We start from the raw sequence: 17,096 nt of genomic DNA on the forward strand, positions 1-17,096 counted from the left end.
AAAATGAATTTTCTGGATTTGCCAGTATCAATTCCCTGCATTCCGTGCCAGAATCACCAGCATGCAGCTCTCCCGCATCGACCTCAACCTCTTCGTCGTGTTCGACGCCATCTACAGCGAAGGCAGCATCACCGCGGCCGCGCGCCAGCTCAACCTGACGCAGCCGGCGGTCAGCCACGCGCTGGGGCGGCTGCGCACGCTGTTCGACGATCCGCTGTTCGAGCGGCGCGGGCAGGGCATGGCGCCCACGCCGCTGGCCCGTTCGCTGGCGGCCGAGGTACGCAGCGCGCTGCAATCGTTCGCGCGCACGCTGCAGGACACGCCGCACTTCGATCCTACCAACACCGTGCGCCGCTTCACCATCGGCATGCGCGACGCGCTCGAGTCGACGCTGCTGCCGCCGCTGATGAGCCGCGTCACGGCGATGGCGCCGCAGGTGGAGATTGCCGCGATCCGCTTCGACCGGCGCGAGATGGAATCGGAGTTGCTGGCCGGCACGCTCGACGCCGCGCTCGACATCCTGCTGCCGGTGTCGCCGGCGATCCACCATGCGCCGTTCATGGCCGACCCGATGGTGGTGCTGGCACGGCGCGACCATCCGCTGGTGAAGAAGGAACTGACGCTGGAGCGCTACCTCGCGGCCGAGCACGTCCATGTGTCGTCGCGCCGCCGCGGCGCCGGTCTGGAGGACCAGGCCTTGCATCGCATGGGCCTGACGCGGCGCGTGCGGCTGCGCTGCCAGCACTACGCCGCGGCGTGCCGCGTGGTCAGCTGCACCGACCTGCTCGCGACGCTGCCGTTGCGCTATGCGCGCATCGCCAACGAGCCCTATGCCAACCGGCTGCTGTCGCTGCCGTTCAAGGTGCCGTCGCTGGAACTGCACCTGTACTGGCACGCGGGCGGCGAGAACGACGGTGCCAACCGCTGGCTGCGCGAGCAGCTGATGGCGGTGATGGCCTCGCTCGGCAGCGGCATGGCCGACGTAGCCGCCGCGAGCTGACGGCGCTCGCCTGGCCCCGCCGCGGCCCGGATTAGGTTCAGGTGCGGCGCGCGCGGGTCACACGTAAGCAATTGTTCGCGGGCTAGACCCTCGCAGTCACGGCCCATACCATCGTCCGGTCTTTCTGCCCCCGGCAGAGCCACAGCGAGCCCATGCTGCACGGTGCCCGCGATGGTTGTCGCGCCGGCTGTCCGCGCTCGCGGATCCCCCGGGCAGACCAATTCGCCGAACTCCACCACGACGACTCAGACCGATGATTGGGAAACGCTTGCCTGCCGATTGCCCTTCCATGCCGCCGCGCCGCGCGCGGCACACCACGCTGGCCCTGACCACGCTCTGTACCGCCGCGGCGCTGGCGCTGGCCGCCTGCGGCGGCGGCGATGGTGGCGACGGTGGCACGACGGCCAGTGCCGCGCCTGGCGGGTCGGCCCCGTCCGGCGCGCAGGCCAGCCCGTCCGCTGGTAGCCAGAGCGCAGCCACGTCCCCGTCCCCGACCTCCCCGACCTCGCCGACCGGCTCCACCACCACTACCACGGCTGGTGCCTGCTACACCGTCAGCGGTCCCGCGCCCGCCGCCGCGCCGGGCAGCGGCATCTCGCTGCTGCCGGCGCGCGGCAGCGCGGTCAGCAACTACCGCGTGCTGGAGGAGCCGCGCACCGCCGGCCTGTGCTACGCCAACTATCGCCGCGAGCAGGTGGGCCTGCCGCCGCTGGCGGCGCGCGACCCGCTCAATGCCGCCGCGCAGGCGCATACCGACTACATGCTGGCCAATGCCACGCTGACGCACGACGAAAGCAGCGGCAATCCGGGTTACACCGGCGCCACCGCCCACGAGCGCATCCAGGCCGCCTATCCGACCGACGCCACTGCCGAAGTGGTGGCCGGCGCCAACCGCTGGACCTCGGTGGCCAATGCGCAGCTGTCGATGTCGCCCAAGGACGCGCTGGTGTCGGACCTGGTCAACGCGCCGTTCCACCGCGCCGCGCTGCTGGGCAGCTATGGCTCGGCCGGCAGCGGCTTTGCCGAGCGCGTGGGCGCCAACGGCAGCGGCACCTCGGCCAGCTACTACCAGACCGTCGACCTCGCCGACCGCGTCCGCGGCGGCAGCGACAACCAGATGGTGGCCTATCCGTTCGAAGGCCAGAACGACGTGCCGGTCAACTGGGTCAACACTGAAAGCCCCAACCCGGCGCCGGGCTATGAAAACCGCACCATGGGTTACCCGGTGTCGCTGCAGGCGATCAATACCTCGCTGCAGTTCGATGCCGACAACTTCGTCATCACCGATGCGCACGGCAGCAACGTCGACTGCATCAAGGTCGACAGCCGTTCCTCGGGCCTGAGCAGCGCCGCGCGCGGCCTGGCGGTGTGCACGCCGGTGGCGCCGCTGGCGAGCCAGCAGCGCTATACCGTGCGGGTCACGGGCCGGCTCGGCGCGCAGCCGGTGGACCTGAGCTGGTCGTTCACCACGCGCTGACCCTCACGCTCCGGCGCGCTCATTGCGGCGCGCCCGGCGGCAACTCTCCACGCAACTCGATCCGCACCTGGCCAGGCGCCAGCGTGGGATCGGCCTGCGCCGCAACCGGCACGGGCGGGCGCTGTCCCGCCGGCATCGCCTGCCACAGCCGTTGCGCCCATTCCCGGATCTCCACATGGTCGGGCTCGGCTGCCCACAGCCTGAGCGGCGCTGCCGTGCCCAGGCGCGCCGCGATGGCCGCGGGATCGTCCCGGGTCGAGACGGTGATGGCGGACGCCGCCGCCGGTGCACGCGCAGCCATTGCGGGGGCAGCCTTGAGTGCATGGGCGGGCGGTGCGGCAGGCGCTGGCGCTGATGGTGCGGCTTGCGCGATGGCTGCGTCAGCGGGTGCCTGCGGCGCGGCCGGGCTCGCTTGTGCCAGGGCCTCGCGGTCCGGCGCGGGTTCGCGCGGAATGCTTCGGGTCGCCTCTGTGCCGGGCGCTGCGCGAGGTGCGGGGCGGGGTGCAGGCGGAGCGGCCTTGGTGGCTGGCGCTGCGGGTTTGGGGGGCGGTGCTGCGGCGGTTTCCGGCAAGGGCGGCGATGGTGCCGTCGACGCTGCCGGCGCTGGCGCGGGCGCGGCCATCTCGGCCGACGCCATCTCGGCCGTTCCGGTCGGCAACAGCGCACCATCGTCGATCTGCCGCAGCACGATGCTGGTGGTCAGTCCGGCCACCGCCGCGACGCTGGCGACCAGTCCGAGCGAGCGCCACCACCGGCGCGCGCGCGCGGCATGGGTGAGCCGCGCCGTCGCGGATGACTGTGCGGGGTTCCGGGTTGAAGCCGCAGCCTGTGCTCGCAGCCACGCCGCCGCATCCGGACCGAGCCGCGCGCCGAGCACGTCCTCCGCGGCGGCGCCGGCGGCGACCCGTGCCAGCACCGCATCGCGCCGCGCCGACTGGGCCGCCTGCAGGCGCGCGGCTTCTTCCAGCACGGCCGCGGCCAGCGCCGGCGGCGAAGCAAAGGGCAGGTCCGGGGCACCGGCCTGGTGGCGTCCGGCGTCCTGCTGCGCGGCGCGCGCGGCGGCCAGCACGGCGGCTTCCAGTGCCGGCGGCGGCGGGTAGGCCGGCAGGGCTTTCAGTAGCGCCGAGAGCCGGTCCTCGCCGGCGATGAAACGGTCAGCGGCGCTCATGGCCCCGACTCCGGCACGCTGCCGGCCAGGTCCGCGCGCAGTCGCGCAAACGCATAGCGCAGCCGGCTCTTCACGGTCTCGAACTTCTCGCCCAGCATCGCCGCAATCTCTTCGACGCTCATATTGCTGAAGAAGCGCAGCACCACCACTTCACGCTGCGCGACCGGCAGCTGCAGCAGCGCACGATGGACGTGCTGCGCATGCTGTCGCAGCTGCAGTTCCGCTTCCGGCGAGAGGTCGTCGGCCGGCAGCTCGGGCAGGTGTTCGTCCAGCGCGTCGCGCTGGCGCGCATCGGCGCTGCGCACCTGGTCGAGCCAGGCATTGCGCGCGATCTGGAACAGGAAGGTGCGGAACGCCGCGCTCGGCTGGTAGTCGCCGCAGCGGGTCATCAGCTTGACCCAGGTTTTTTGCGCGAGGTCCTCGGCTTCGCCGGTATTGCCCTGGCACAGCCAGGCCAGGTAGTTGTAGAGGCCGGCGTTATGCCGGCGGAACAGCTCGGTGACCGGCTGCTCGATGATGCCCCCCGCGACCAGCAGCATCAGGTCGTGGTCCGGCAGCGTGCGCAGCGCGTCGGCGGGAGCAGCGGATGGGGCGGGGGCGGCAGCCTGCATGCGCCCGAGTATAGGAGAGCGCAGCGCGGCGCGACAGTCCGCGCCACCCTGCGCCGGCTGCGCGCCGCGCTGCGGCTCAGCGTGCCGCATGCCCGGCCGGTGTGCCGCCGTGAGAGGTGGCCGGCGTTGCGGTGGCCAGGCTCTGCGCCAGGTCCACCAGCTTGACGAACTCGCCGCGGTAGCCGAAGCGGTCGGCGCCGCGCGCGCCTTGCGCCAGCGCGCGCGCATCGGCGTAGCGCCAGTCGCCGGTGAACTTGCCGCCGCGCAGCACCTGGCCGAAGCCGGCCACCGCCGCGGCAAAGCGGAAGTCGTCGTCGCCCTGTGCCAGCGGGCGCAGCGCCTGCCGCGCCACGGTGACATCGAGCAACTGGCTGGTGCTGGCCGCCGGCAGCTTGTAGCGCAGCCGCACATGCGCCAGTTCGCCGTCGCGCCCCGGCGCCGGTGCAGTGCGCTGGTAGCGCAGCGGGTCGACCAGCCCGGGCTGTCCCGCCAGCGTCAGCTCGTACAGCGCGGTCACGGTATGGCCCGCGCCGATATCGCCGGCATCGACCTTGTCGTTATTGAAATCTTCGCGCGCCAGCATGCGGTTCTCATAGCCGATCAGCCGGTACTCGCTCACCGTGGCCGGGTTGAACTCGACCTGTATCTTCACGTCGCGCGCAATCGTGGCCAGCGTCGAGCTGATCTCGCTGACCAGCACCTTGTTGCCCTCCATCAGGTTGTCGATGTAGGAGTACGCGCCGTCGCCGGCATCGGCCAGCTGCTCCATCAGCTGCTCGTTGTAGTTGCCGGTGCCGAAGCCCAGCGTCGACAGCGACACCCCCGACTTGCGCTTTTCCTCGACCATGCTCTTGAGCTGGCGGAAGTCGGTCACGCCCACATTGAAGTCGCCGTCGGTGGCCAGCAGCACGCGGTTGATGCCGCCGGCGATATGGCTCTGCTGCGCGGCCTGGTAGGCCAGCGCAATGCCGCTGGCGCCGGCCGTGCTGCCACCGGCCACCAACTGGTCGATGGCGGCGCTAATGGCGGCCTTGTCGCTGCCCGGCGTGGGCGGCAGCGCCACGCGCGTGCTGCCGGCGTAGGTGACCAGCGTAATGCGGTCCTGCGCGCGCAACTGGTTCACCAGCAGCTTGAGCGAGGACTTCAGCAGCGGCAGCTTGTCCGGCGAGTTCATCGAGCCGGACACGTCGACCAGGAACACCAGGTTGGCCGCGGGCAGCGCGCCGCTGGCCACGTCCTTGCCCTTGATGCCGATGCGCAGCAGCACGTTGGACGGATGCCAGGGCGCCGGCGCCAGCGCGGTGTGCACGGCGAACGGGCGGCCGTCGGCGGGCTGGGCGTAGTCGTAGGGGAAGTAGTTCAGCAGTTCTTCCACGCGCACCGCATCGGCCGGCGGCACGCGGCCGGCATTGAGCAGGCGCCGCACGTTGCTGTAGCTGCCGGTATCGACATCGATGCTGAAGGTGGACACGGGTGCCTGTGCCACCAGCCGGACCCCGTTCTCGTCGATGGCGCCGTAGCGTTCGCGCTCCTCCGGCGCGGGTGCCGGCAACGGGTAAGGGTGCGGCATTGCCAGCGTGGCGTGCGGTTCGATGCTGTGCATTTCCGCGGCGGGTTTGGACTGCGCTGCCCTGGCGGCATGGTCCGGGGGCGGAGCCGGGGCCATTGCCGGGGACACCGGCTGGGAGGCCTGCTCGGGCAGCGGCCGCGAAGGGCCGCCGCATGCGGCCAGCGCCAGCGCCAGGGCTGCGGCAAGGCTGGAAAGGAAGACCGGTGCGCGTGGTTGCATGTTGTTCTCCTGGAAGGCCGCGGGCAGGGCGCCGGCGTGACCGCCTGTCGATGTAACGGGCCATGCGGGCGGGCGGGGTTGAGGCGGGCGAAATATTTTTTGCCGCCGGCTGTCCCGATACGGATGTGGCGTACGCCAGGCTTCCGTCCTCGCGGGATGCCCCGATCGCCACTACAATCGTTGGATCCTTCTGCCGGAGATCTCGCATGGCTCACCCTGACCTCACTTCGATGGCATGGCGCGGCGCGCTGGCGCTGGCCCTGTCGGCGCTGCTCGGTGCCTGTGGTACCCCGGGCGGAAGCACGGCCACCCCGGCCGCTCCCGCTACGCCGGCGGCAGCGACTCCGCCCGCGGCGATGCCGCCGGCGCCGGAGGTGGCGTCGGGTTACCGCCCCGGCATGGCTACGGTCTACGCGCAGCGCCATATGGCAGCCGCGGCCAATCCGCTCGCCACCGAGGCCGGCCGCGCCATGCTGCGCCAGGGCGGCTCGGCCATCGATGCCGCCATCGCCATGCAGGCGGTGCTGACGCTGGTCGAGCCGCAGGCCACCGGCATCGGCGGCGGCGCCTTCATCATGTACTGGGACGGCAAGAACGTGCAGGCCTTCGACGGCCGCGAGACCGCGCCCGCCGGCGTCACCGAAAACCTGTTCATGCGCCCGGACGGCAAGCCGATGTCGTTCAGCGAGGCCCAGATCGGCGGACGCTCGGTCGGCACCCCGGGCGTGATGCGCGCGCTGGAGATGGTCCACCGCAAGCACGGCCGCCTGCCCTGGGCCAGACTGTTCCAGCCCGCCATCGACCTGGCGGAGAAGGGCTTCCCGATCTCGCAGCGGCTCTACACGCAGGTCGCGGCCGACAAGTTCCTGGCCGGTTCGCCGGAGATGGCCGCCTACTTCCTCGATGCCCAGGGCAAGCCCAAGACTGCCGGCACGGTGCTGAAGAACCCGAAGCTGGCGCAGACGCTGCGCGACATTGCCCGGCGCGGCGCGGGCGTGCTCTACGGCGGCCCGATCGCGCGCGATATCGTGGCCAAGGTCAACAGCGGCAGCAACGCCGGCTCGCTGTCGCTGGCCGACCTGGGCAGCTATCGCGCCAGGCAGCGGGTGCCGGTGTGCACCGACTACAAGCGCTTTAAGGTCTGCGGCATGCCGCCGCCGTCGTCGGGCGGCATCGCCATCGCGCAGATCCTCGGCACGCTGCAGGCGCTGGAAACCAAGAATCCCAAATACGCGCTCGCGGCGCTCAAGCCGCAGGCGGTGAACACGCCGGCACAACTGGAAGCCCATCCCGACGCCGTCCATGCGATTGCCGAGGCCGACCGCCTGGCGTATGCCGACCGGGGCCTGTACGTCGCCGATGCGGACTTCGTGCCGGTCGACGTCAGCGGCATGGTCAACCCGTCCTACCTGGCTGCGCGCGCCGAACTGATCGGCGAGCAGAGCATGGGCAAGGCCCAGCCCGGCACGCCGCCGGGCGCCACGCTGGCCTACGCGCCGGACCGCTCGCCACCGCGCATTTCGACCTCGCAGATCGTCGCGGTCGACGACCGCGGCGGCGCCATCTCGATGACCACCACGATCGAGTCGTACTTCGGCTCGCATCTGATGGTGCGCGGCTTCATGCTCAACAACCAGCTCACCGACTTCTCCTTCGTGCCCAGCGAAAACGGCAAGCCGGTGGCCAACCGCGTGCAGCCGGGCAAGCGCCCGCGCTCATCGATGGCGCCGACGCTGGTGTTCGACCGCCAGAGCGGCCAGCTGGTGGCAACGCTCGGTTCGCCAGGCGGCTCGCAGATCATCGAGTACGTATCCAAGGCGCTGGTCGGCATGCTTGACTGGAACCTGGATCCGCAGGCGGCGATCGGCATGGGCAACTTCGGCAGCCGCAACGGCCCGACCGAAGTCGAGCAGGGCCTGGTGTCGCCGGGCCTGGTTCAGACCCTGCAGGCGCGCGGCCACCAGGTGACGGCGATCGAGATGACCAGCGGCACGCAGGCCATCGTGCGCCGCCAGGGACCGGACGGGAAGACGGTGTGGGCCGGTGGCGCGGATCCGCGGCGGGAAGGGGTGGCGCTGGGGGATTGAGCGCGATCGTGGGCGCGCGCGACCTCACGACGACTGGAATTTGGAGGATGTCGCAGTTCCCGTCGTCGCCGGCTGGCTCCCGACCTTCGCTGCTAGACGTTCATATAGCTCTGGTATTCATACTTCGCGCCGAGAACCCCGGCAATCTCGACCAGCGCGGCGGCGATGGCATCGGAGCGTGACGCTGAATAATCGGGCAAAAGCTCGAATTCGCTCGATCGCCAGGATTCGGCGCTCGTGCCGGGCGGCCGATTCCTGGCAGAAACCTTGAACTCCAGCGACACCGCGTAGTAGCCGCCGCCCTTGGCCGGAAGGACCTCGGTGAAGCGTACCGTGGAGATCAACCAGTAGCGGAAACGGAAGCTCTCGCTGCCGAACCGGAAGCCCGACCATGCCAGGTCACGCGAGCGGAACACTACCAGGGCATCGTCCGGGGGCGTCGCCACATTGTCTGCGGCGGCGGGTTCCATGCTGGACACCATCGCAGCATCGGAACCCTCGCCCCCTGACTCGACGTGAAGGTATTCGCCGATCGTTGCCTTCAGGTCTTCGTAGAGGCGCCGGGTGGCATCACACCGGCCTTCGGTCTCAGCCGTCAGCAGGACCCGCTTGAAGCACGCTTTCGCTCCGGCCTGGAGCGGTACTTCAGGCTGTTGGCGCGGTGTCTCCCCGGCGGGGGCCGTGGCACCCTTGCCGTTCATGCGGTCCGAAAGCCAGAACAACAATGCCGTCTGCGCGACAAGCACGGCGATCAGGGTAGCCAGCCCGGCGAGGAAGCCGTGGTCAGATCCGACTTTCCACGCTGCGAGCGTTCCCGGGAGGAGAAAGAGCAGCCAGAACATCCTGCGATTTCGGTGTTTCTGTGGATTCTGGCGATTATGCCGTGCTTTGCCGCGCCGAAAAGAAAACGCCCCTGCAAGCCTTCAGGCTTGCAGGGGCGTGGCGATGGGGTGGCTCAGGCCTCAGCCCTTCGCCTTCTTCGCATACTCCCACCCCATCTCGGCCATCGGCCGCGCGCGCTTGCCCGCGTCGGTGGCCTGGGCCGACGAGGCGGTGCCGTCGACCACGCGCTTCATGATGCCCTGCAGGATGCCGGCGATGCGGAACATGCTGAAGGCCAGGTAGAAGTTCCAGTCGCCGGTGATGGCGCGGCCGGTGCGCTGCTCGTACAGGCGGCGGTAGCTGGCTTCATCGGGGATGCCGAGCGCGGCGAAGTCGAGGCCGGCGATGCCGCGGAACTGGCCCGGGGCGATATGCCAGCTCATGCAGTGGTAGCTGAAGTCGGCCATCGGGTGGCCCAGCGTCGACAGCTCCCAGTCCAGCACCGCCAGCACGCGCGGCTCGGTCGGGTGGAACATCAGGTTGTCGAGCCGGTAGTCGCCATGCACGATCGAGGTCAGGTCGGCATCCTGCTGCGGGATATGCTGCGGCAGCCAGTCCATCAGCGCATCCATGGCCGGGATCGATTCGGTCTCGGACAGCTTGTACTGCTTGGTCCAGCGCTCGATCTGGCGCTGGAAGTAGTTGCCGGGCTTGCCGTAGTCGCCCAGGCCGATGGCGTTGTAGTCGACCGAGTGCAGCGCGGCGATGACGCGGTTCATCTCATCGTAGATGGCGCTGCGCTCGGCCGCGCCCATGCCGGGCAGCGACTGGTCCCACAGCACGCGGCCGGCGACGAATTCCATGATGTAGAAGGCGCGCCCGATTACCGATTCGTCCTCGCACAGCGCATACATGCGGGCCACCGGCACATCGGTGCCGGCCAGCGCAGCCATCACGCGGTACTCGCGCTCGATCGCGTGCGCCGACGGCAGCAGCTTGCTCTTGGGGCCGGGCTTGGCGCGCATCACGTAGGTCTGTCCCGGCGTGGCCAGCTTGAAGGTCGGGTTGGACTGGCCGCCCTTGAACTGCTCCACGGTCAGCGGGCCGGCAAAGCCCTCCACGTGCTGGCGCATCCAGGCTTCCAGCGCGGCGGTGTCGAAACGCTGCTGGTCGGCCACCGGGCGCGTGCCTTCGAAGTGCGATACGTTGCTGGTCATGCTGTCTCCGTTGGTTTTCTGTTCGGGTTCGATGAGGAAATCGGGGGCGGGGAACCTTAGGCGGGCGGCTGGCGTCCGCGCAAATACTGGTGCAGCAGCACTTCCATGGTGGTGTGGCGCGAGCCGCTGTGCACCGGCGTGGGCGGCGAGTAGTTGGTCATGCGCACCACCCAGTCGAGCGGGCCGTCGCCCATGTCGAGCACGTTGATGCAGCCGGCGGTCTGCAGCAGCGAGCCGAAGAATACGCGCCGCCCGCAGCTGATGGCCTGCGACAGGATGGCGCGGTTGGTGCCGCCATGCAGCACCATCAGCACGGTATCCCAGTCGGGGTCGTCGCGCAGGCGCGCCAGCGCGGGCAGCACCCGGTCGAGGAAGGCGCCGACGGTCTCGCCGTTGAGAAAACGCTTGTGTTCCGGCACCTCGCCTTCGAAGGCGCCGATAAAGGCGTCGCGCAGGTCCTCGCTGGCAATCGCGGACAGGTCGCCGCCGCGGATTTCCTGCAGATCCGGCCAGACTTCGGGGGCGATGCCATCCATCTCCGGCAGCTCGGCCAGCACGCGTTGCGCGGTCTCGACCGTGCGCGGCAGTCCGCTGACGATAACGCGGTCGAAGCGGACCTGCTCCGCGGCAAAGGCGCGGCCGGCGGCGCTGGCCTGCATGCGGCCGGTCTCGTTCAGCGGCACCAGCTCGGGCAGGGCGGTGCGGCGCCCGGCGTCGTCGAAGTAGGAAACCGCACCATGCCGCATCAGGTAGATGCGGCGACGCGAGGACGGCGGCAATTCCATGCGTGGTCTCCTTGCATTGTGCCGGCATGCCCGTCTGCGCAGGCTGGCCGTGGGGGGATCCGCCCGCGCGGATCAGCGGTATTGCGGCTTGCGCTTCTCCAGGAAGGCGCTGATGCCTTCGCCGCCGTCGGGGTGGTGCAGCGCGGCCACGAAGCTGTCGCGCTCGGCCAGCAGGTGCTCGGCGCGCGAGGCGGTGGCGGCATGGTTGATCAGCGCCTTGATGCGGCCCACCGCGTGCGGCGATTGCCGCGCCAGGCCCGATGCCAGGCGCAGCGCTTCGTCCAGGGCCTGGCCCGGCTCGGTGACGCGGTTGACCAGCCCGAACTGCGCCAGCCGGCCGGCGTCGACCGGCTTGCCTTCCATCATCAGCTCGCTGGCCAGCGGCCGCGGCAGCGCGCGCGCGATCTCGTACGAGCCGCCGCCGTCGGGCGTCAGGCCCACCGAGACGTAGGCCATCACGAACTTGGCATCGCTCGCTGCCACCACAAAGTCGCAAGCCAGCACCACCGAGAAGCCCGCGCCCGCGGCCGCGCCTTCCACTGCCGCGATGATCGGCTTGGGAAAGGCGTGCAGCGACTCGATCCAGCCGTTCAGCAGCGCAATGCTGGCGGCCTGCACCTCGGGCGGCTGGCTGCGGTTGCCGAGCAGCCGGTTCAGGTTGCCGCCGGCGCAGAAGATGCCGTCGGCGCCGGTGATGATGACGGCGCGCAGCGAGTCATCGGCCGCGGCCTGTTCCAGCGCCTGCTGCGAGGCCGCGTAGATGTCCGGGTGCAGCGCGTTGCGCGCCTCGGGGTTCGAGATGGTCAGCACCAGCGTCGAATCGACGCGGCGGGAAAGCAGCTGTGCGGGCATGGCGTGGCTCGGTGGGGGAGGCCGGGAGGCCGGGATGGCGGACCGGTTACTGCTCTTCGGCCAGCAGCGACAGGCCCAGGCCGGCACGGCGCCACAGCCACGGGCTCGGGCGGTAGCGCATGTCGCCGGTCAGCGCTTCCATGTTGCGCAGCGTCTCCAGCACCAGTTGCGGGCCGACCGCGTCGCCGAGCGCCAGCGGGCCCTTCGGGTAGCCAAGGCCGAGGTTCACGGCAAGGTCGATGTCGGCCGGCGTGGCGATGCGCTGCTGTGCGATATCGCTGGCGATATTGATGATGCAGCAGAGCACGCGCTGGGCGACAAAGCCAGCCGAGTCGCGGATCACCGTGACCGGCACGCCGTCGCTGGCGAACAGGCCGTGCGCCGCGTCGCGCGCGGCGGCGCTGGTGGCCGGCGTGGTCATCAGCGTGCGGCGCCTGGTGGCCTCGAACGGCAGCAGCGTGTCGATGGCGACGGTGCGGGCCGGGTCCAGGCCCTGTTGCAGCGCGCTGGTGGTGGCGTCCAGGCCCAGCGGCGTGACGATGATCAGCGCATCGGCCGACGGCTGGTTGCCGCCTTCCGGCGTCACGCCGAGCGCGCCCAGCAGCTTGGTCACCATGGCATGGCCGCGCTCGCTGGCGTGGCTGACCCAGACGCTCGACGGGCGCGCGGCCGGCACCGCGGCGGCGGCCGGCACCTGCTTCTGGCCATCGGCGTAGGCATAGAAGCCGGCGCCGGCCTTGCGCCCGATCAGCCCGCCGACCGCGCGGATCGCGGTGATCGGCGACGGGCGGTAGCGCGGCTCCTGGTAGAACTGGTTGTAGATCGATTCCATCACCGGGTGCGACACATCCAGTCCGGTCAGGTCCATCAGCTCGAACGGCCCCATGCGGAAGCCGGCCTGCTCGCGCATGATGTTGTCGATGTCGGCGAATTCGGCAACGCCTTCCTGCGCGACCTTCAGCCCTTCGATATTCATGCCGCGGCCGGCATGGTTGACGATAAAGCCCGGCATGTCCTTGCAGCGCACCGGCGTATGGCCCATGCGGCGCGACAGCGCCATCAGCGCATCGCCCACGGCGGGATTGCCCGACAGGCCGTCGATGACCTCGACCACCTTCATCAGCGGCACCGGGTTGAAGAAGTGGTAGCCGGCGATGCGGCCCGGACGCTTCGCGCCCACGGCGATCGCGGTGATCGACAGCGACGAGGTGTTCGAGGCGATGATGGCGTCCTCGCGCAGGATGGCTTCCAGCTTTGCGATCAGGTCGCGCTTGACTTCCAGCTTCTCGACGATGGCTTCCAGCACCATGTCGCAGCCGGCCAGGTCTTCCAGCGCGCCGCACGGCTTGACGCGGGCCAGCGTGGCCTCGGCGTCGGCGGCGCTGAGCTTGCCCTTGTCGGCGAGCTTGGCCAGCGTGTCCTGCAGGTACTTGCGCGCGGCTTCCACCGCCTGCGGGTTGGCGTCGTACAGGTTGACGGTCAGGCCTGCCTGCGCGGCGATCTGCGCGATGCCCCGGCCCATGGCGCCGGTGCCGACGATACCCAGCGTATCGATGGTGAAAGTGCTCATCATTCGTCCCAAAAGTTGTGGTTAAATTAGCACGATCGTACGTTTTTTGCACCTTCCGCGACAGACCGGCAGGGCAGGCGGCGTGCGCTGATCGGCCAGCCGGTTCACTGCAGACGCCGGATGGTCCACAATCCCCCGTTCCACGCGATTCGATGCGGGAACCCATCCCATAACGGAGACAGACGACATGCTGAAGCTCTGCGGATTTGCCGCCAGCAACTACTACAACAAAGTGAAGCTGGCGCTGCTGGAAAAGAACGTGCCGTTCGAAGAGGTGCTGGCCTGGATCGGCGAGACCGACCCGGCTGCCACGCCCGCGGGCAAGGTGCCCTACATCATCACCGAATCCGGCCCGCTGTGCGAGTCCGAGGCCATCGCCGAATACGTGGAAGCGGCCTATCCGCAGACGCCGCTGCTGCCGGCCGACCCATACCAGGCGGCCAAGGTGCGCGAGATCATCGTGTTCCTGGAGCTCTACCTGGAGCTGACCGCGCGCGAGCTGTACGCGGAAGCCTTCTTCGGCGGCAAGGTCAGCGACAGCGTCAAGGAGCGCCAGCACAAGCTGCTGAGCCGCTATATCCCCGCCTTCGCCAGCCTGGCGAAATTCTCGCCCTACATCGCGGGCGACCGCTTCACGCTGGCCGATTGCGCCGCCGCGGTGCACCTGCCGCTGGTATCGTCGTGCACCAAGATCATCTACGGCACCGACATGCTGGCCGACCTGCCGGTCAAGGACTACCTGAAGACGCTGTCGCAGCGCGAGTCGGTGCAGAAGGTCAATGCGGACCGTAAGGCGAATACCGAGCTGATGATGAGCCGCAGCAGGAAGTAAACGCGGGCGGCTAGTGTTGCGCCAACGGTGACAAGATCCACCGTCGGTAGTGGACGCTCCCCTCTCCCGCGCGCGGGAGAGGGGTGGGGGAGAGGGCCGGAGCTTCCACGAAGTCAGGCGCGTCATGCTTGGCATACGCCTGCCCTCTCCCCCGGCCCCTCTCCCGCAAGCGGGAGAGGGGAGCAACCAGCGGCTTGCGAGAACCCCCACCTGTAAAAACGCCCGCATCCGCGGGCGTTATCATTTCACTTCAAAGCTTCCCCAACCTATCCAGCGCCAGCGCCAGCGTCTCTTCCTTTTTCGCAAAGCAGAACCGCACCACGCCCGATTCACGCGGCTGCGAGTAGAAGGCCGAGACCGGAATCGCGGCCACGCCGATCTCGCGCGTCAGCCACATGGCGAAGTCGGCCTCGCTCAGGTCCGAGATCGCGGAATAATCGACGCACTGGAAATACGTGCCGTCCGACGGCAGCAGCTTGAAGCGCGAGCCCGCCAGCCCCGCGCGGAACAAATCGCGCTTGGCCTGGTAGAACGCCGACAGCTGCAGGTAGGGCGCCGGATCGGCCATATAGTCGGCCAGGCCATGCTGCACCGGCGTATTCACCGTGAATACGTTGAACTGGTGCACCTTGCGGAACTCCGCCATCAGCGCGGCTGGCGCGGCGACATAGCCGACCTTCCAGCCGGTCACGTGATAGGTCTTGCCGAAACTGGAGATGACGAAGCTGCGGCGCGCCAGCTCCGGGTGGCGCGACACTGATTCATGTTGCTGGCCATCGTAGACCATGTGTTCGTAGACCTCGTCCGACAGCAGCAGGATGTCGGTGCCGGCCAGGATCTGCGCCAGCTGGTCCATGTCGCCCGCGCGCCAGATCGTGCCGGTGGGGTTGTGCGGCGTGTTGACGAGGATCATGCGCGTGCGCGGCGTGATCGCGGCGGCGAGCTTGTCGAAGGGCACGCGGAACGCGGGCGCTTCCAGCGCGACCGGCACCGCGGTGGCGCCGGCCAGTTCGATCGCGGGCAGGTAGCTGTCGTAGCACGGCTCCAGCACGATCACCTCGTCGCCCGGATGCACCGCGCACAGGATCGCGGTCAGGATTCCCTGGGTGGCGCCCGCAGTGACCGTGATCTCGGTGTCCCAGCTGTACTGGTGGCCATACAGGCTGGCGATCTTGGCGGCGATGGCCTGGCGCAGGCGCGGCACGCCCGCCATCGGCGGGTACTGGTTATGGCCGGCGCGCATGGCACCGGCCACGGCATCGACGATGCTCGGGTCGCAGTCGAAGTCCGGGAAGCCCTGGCCCAGGTTGACCGCGTTCTTCTCGGCGGCGAGTGCCGACATCACGGTAAAGATGGTGGTGCCAACGCCGGGCAGGCGCGACGGCGGCGGCGTCAGTGGGGCGAGCGTGGTGTCTGCGGACATAGAGCGCGAGTCAATGCAGTGGGAACGGTAGGCGGTCAGGCGCGCGGCAGCGCAGGGCGGCGCCGCGAGCCGCCATTCTAAAGCGGATCCGCGGCGGTGGCCGGGTCCAGCGCGGCCAGCCAGACGCCGAATGCCGGCGGCGTCATCACTTCCACGCCGCTGCTGCGGCGCAGGCGGCTGCGTAGCTTGAGCACGGCCTTGTCCTTCGACACCAGGCAGGCGGCGCCGGCAAAGTGGGCCAGCTCGACGAACTTCTGGTCGTCGGTGTCCTTGCAGCGCGGCAGGCGGAGCGCGTCGCAGTCGGCCTGCGGCGGCGCCGCTTCCAGGCTGGCGAGGCGGTCGACGGTGGCCAGCGCGGCGCCGATATCGACGTCAAAGCGCGCAAATTGCGGATAGGCCAGCACCCGGCGCAGTTCCTCGCGGCAGTCGGCGCGTATCACCGGGGCGATGGTGCCGGCTTCCAGCGCGGCGCGGATCGGCTCGACGTGCGGGTCCTGGAAGACCAGCAGGTCCACCCAGATATTGGAATCCAGCACCACGCGCGGCGCGGATGTGATGCCGGCGGGGCGGCCGGCGGTCCCGGCAGTGCCGGCAAGCGGGGTGGTTGCGGTGGTGTCGAGGCGCATTCGCTACAATCTGGGCTTGTTTGTCCTTGGCTACTGCCGCGATTTTGCCATGCTCATCGTTTTGTCTCCCGCCAAGTCGCTGGACTACGAGACTCCCGCCCGCATCAAGACCCACACGCTGCCGCGCTTCATCGACCGTTCCGCCGCGCTGATCGAGCGCCTGCGCCGGCTGGCGCCGCAGGACGTGGGCGCGCTGATGGACATCTCCGACAAGCTCGCCGTGCTCAACGTGACGCGCTACGCCGACTGGTCGCCAGCGTTCACCGCGGCCAACAGCAAGCAGGCGGTGCTGGCCTTCAACGGCGATGTCTACGACGGCCTCGACGCGAAATCGCTGTCGCCCGAAGACCTTGGCTTTGCGCAGAAGCACCTGCGCATCCTGTCCGGCCTATACGGCGTGCTGCGCCCGCTGGACTGGATGCAGCCGTACCGGCTCGAAATGGGCACGCGCCTGGACAATGCCGCCGGCAAGGACCTGTACGCGTTCTGGGGCGACGACGTCACGCAGATGCTCAACGCCGACATGGACGAGCTCAGGCAGGAGGGCGCGCCGGTGCTGGTCAACCTGGCTTCGGAAGAATATTTCAAGGTGGTGCGGCCCAGGGTGCTGCAGGCGCGCATCGTCACGCCGGTGTTCGAGGACTGGAAGGGCGGCCGCTACAAGATCATTTCGTTCCACGCCAAGCGGGCGCGCGGCACCATGGCGCGCTACGCGCTGACGCACCGCGTGACCGAGCCAGAGAAGCTCAAGCGCTTCGCCGAAGACGGCTATGCCTTCGACAAGGCGGCCTCGGACGCCACCCGCTGGGTGTTCCGCCGTCGCCTCGAAGATTGACC

The 17,096-nt window shown here is 69.3% G+C and carries 15 protein-coding genes; 5 read left to right on the forward strand and 10 right to left on the reverse strand.

The window, feature by feature from the left end:
* Window positions 1-61: 61 nt before the first annotated feature.
* The gene (locus FHX60_RS11880; RefSeq protein ID WP_112775310.1) at window positions 62-1,000 is read left to right on the forward strand and encodes a LysR family transcriptional regulator; all 939 of its coding nucleotides are present in this window, start codon (window positions 62-64) and stop codon (window positions 998-1,000) included.
* Window positions 1,001-1,289: 289 nt separating this feature from the next.
* Window positions 1,290-2,477, forward strand: a complete 1,188-nt coding sequence (locus FHX60_RS11885; protein WP_260163849.1) for a CAP domain-containing protein — start codon at window positions 1,290-1,292, stop codon at window positions 2,475-2,477.
* A 19-nt stretch (window positions 2,478-2,496) separates the two neighbouring features.
* On the opposite strand, the gene FHX60_RS11890 is transcribed toward FHX60_RS11885, so the two are convergent.
* The 3 genes from FHX60_RS11890 to FHX60_RS11900 all read right to left on the reverse strand — a co-directional run bounded on the left by FHX60_RS11890 (window position 2,497) and on the right by FHX60_RS11900 (window position 6,045).
* Window positions 2,497-3,645, reverse strand: coding sequence for a hypothetical protein (locus FHX60_RS11890; protein ID WP_183283480.1), 1,149 nt, complete (start codon window positions 3,643-3,645; stop codon window positions 2,497-2,499).
* Window positions 3,642-4,256: a sigma-70 family RNA polymerase sigma factor gene (locus FHX60_RS11895; RefSeq protein WP_183283481.1), complete on the reverse strand. Its 615-nt coding sequence runs from the start codon at window positions 4,254-4,256 to the stop codon at window positions 3,642-3,644. Before FHX60_RS11895 ends, FHX60_RS11890 begins: the two co-directional genes overlap by 4 nt.
* Window positions 4,257-4,332: 76 nt before the next feature.
* Entirely contained in the window at window positions 4,333-6,045 is a 1,713-nt protein-coding gene (locus FHX60_RS11900) for a vWA domain-containing protein (RefSeq protein ID WP_183283482.1), read from the reverse strand.
* A gap of 206 nt (window positions 6,046-6,251) precedes the next feature.
* On the opposite strand from FHX60_RS11900, the gene ggt reads away from it, so the two are divergent.
* Window positions 6,252-8,132: a gamma-glutamyltransferase gene (gene ggt / locus FHX60_RS11905; RefSeq protein WP_183283483.1), complete on the forward strand. Its 1,881-nt coding sequence runs from the start codon at window positions 6,252-6,254 to the stop codon at window positions 8,130-8,132.
* Window positions 8,133-8,224: 92 nt separating this feature from the next.
* Here ggt and FHX60_RS11910 read toward each other — a convergent pair whose 3' ends face one another.
* The 5 genes from FHX60_RS11910 to FHX60_RS11930 all read right to left on the reverse strand — a co-directional run bounded on the left by FHX60_RS11910 (window position 8,225) and on the right by FHX60_RS11930 (window position 13,378).
* On the reverse strand, window positions 8,225-8,974 hold the full coding sequence (locus tag FHX60_RS11910; protein ID WP_183283484.1) for a hypothetical protein: 750 nt from the start codon (window positions 8,972-8,974) through the stop codon (window positions 8,225-8,227).
* A gap of 120 nt (window positions 8,975-9,094) precedes the next feature.
* The gene (locus FHX60_RS11915; RefSeq protein ID WP_112775317.1) at window positions 9,095-10,171 is read right to left on the reverse strand and encodes a phosphotransferase; all 1,077 of its coding nucleotides are present in this window, start codon (window positions 10,169-10,171) and stop codon (window positions 9,095-9,097) included.
* 56 nt (window positions 10,172-10,227) lie between these two features.
* The gene (locus tag FHX60_RS11920; protein WP_092313976.1) at window positions 10,228-10,956 is read right to left on the reverse strand and encodes a histidine phosphatase family protein; all 729 of its coding nucleotides are present in this window, start codon (window positions 10,954-10,956) and stop codon (window positions 10,228-10,230) included.
* Between the two features lie 72 nt (window positions 10,957-11,028).
* Window positions 11,029-11,808, reverse strand: a complete 780-nt coding sequence (locus FHX60_RS11925) for an oxepin-CoA hydrolase, alternative type (protein ID WP_112775318.1) — start codon at window positions 11,806-11,808, stop codon at window positions 11,029-11,031.
* Window positions 11,809-11,854: 46 nt separating this feature from the next.
* Complete coding sequence (locus FHX60_RS11930) at window positions 11,855-13,378, reverse strand: 3-hydroxyacyl-CoA dehydrogenase (protein ID WP_112775319.1); 1,524 nt, start codon at window positions 13,376-13,378, stop codon at window positions 11,855-11,857.
* 187 nt (window positions 13,379-13,565) lie between these two features.
* Here FHX60_RS11930 and FHX60_RS11935 point away from each other — a divergent pair, with 187 nt between their 5' ends.
* Complete coding sequence (locus tag FHX60_RS11935; protein WP_092313970.1) at window positions 13,566-14,210, forward strand: glutathione S-transferase; 645 nt, start codon at window positions 13,566-13,568, stop codon at window positions 14,208-14,210.
* Window positions 14,211-14,460: 250 nt separating this feature from the next.
* Here FHX60_RS11935 and FHX60_RS11940 read toward each other — a convergent pair whose 3' ends face one another.
* Both FHX60_RS11940 and FHX60_RS11945 read right to left on the reverse strand, forming a co-directional pair.
* Complete coding sequence (locus tag FHX60_RS11940) at window positions 14,461-15,633, reverse strand: pyridoxal phosphate-dependent aminotransferase (RefSeq protein ID WP_183283485.1); 1,173 nt, start codon at window positions 15,631-15,633, stop codon at window positions 14,461-14,463.
* A 77-nt stretch (window positions 15,634-15,710) separates the two neighbouring features.
* The gene (locus tag FHX60_RS11945) at window positions 15,711-16,259 is read right to left on the reverse strand and encodes a PIN domain-containing protein (protein ID WP_183283486.1); all 549 of its coding nucleotides are present in this window, start codon (window positions 16,257-16,259) and stop codon (window positions 15,711-15,713) included.
* Between the two features lie 49 nt (window positions 16,260-16,308).
* Between FHX60_RS11945 and yaaA the strand changes: the two genes are divergently transcribed.
* Window positions 16,309-17,094 carry a peroxide stress protein YaaA gene (yaaA, locus tag FHX60_RS11950; RefSeq protein WP_183283487.1) on the forward strand — a complete coding sequence of 262 codons (786 nt, stop codon included), beginning with the start codon at window positions 16,309-16,311 and terminating at the stop codon, window positions 17,092-17,094.
* Window positions 17,095-17,096: the final 2 nt, after the last annotated feature.

This window comes from Cupriavidus alkaliphilus (assembly GCF_014191175.1).
Classification (GTDB): Bacteria; Pseudomonadota; Gammaproteobacteria; order Burkholderiales; family Burkholderiaceae; genus Cupriavidus; species Cupriavidus alkaliphilus.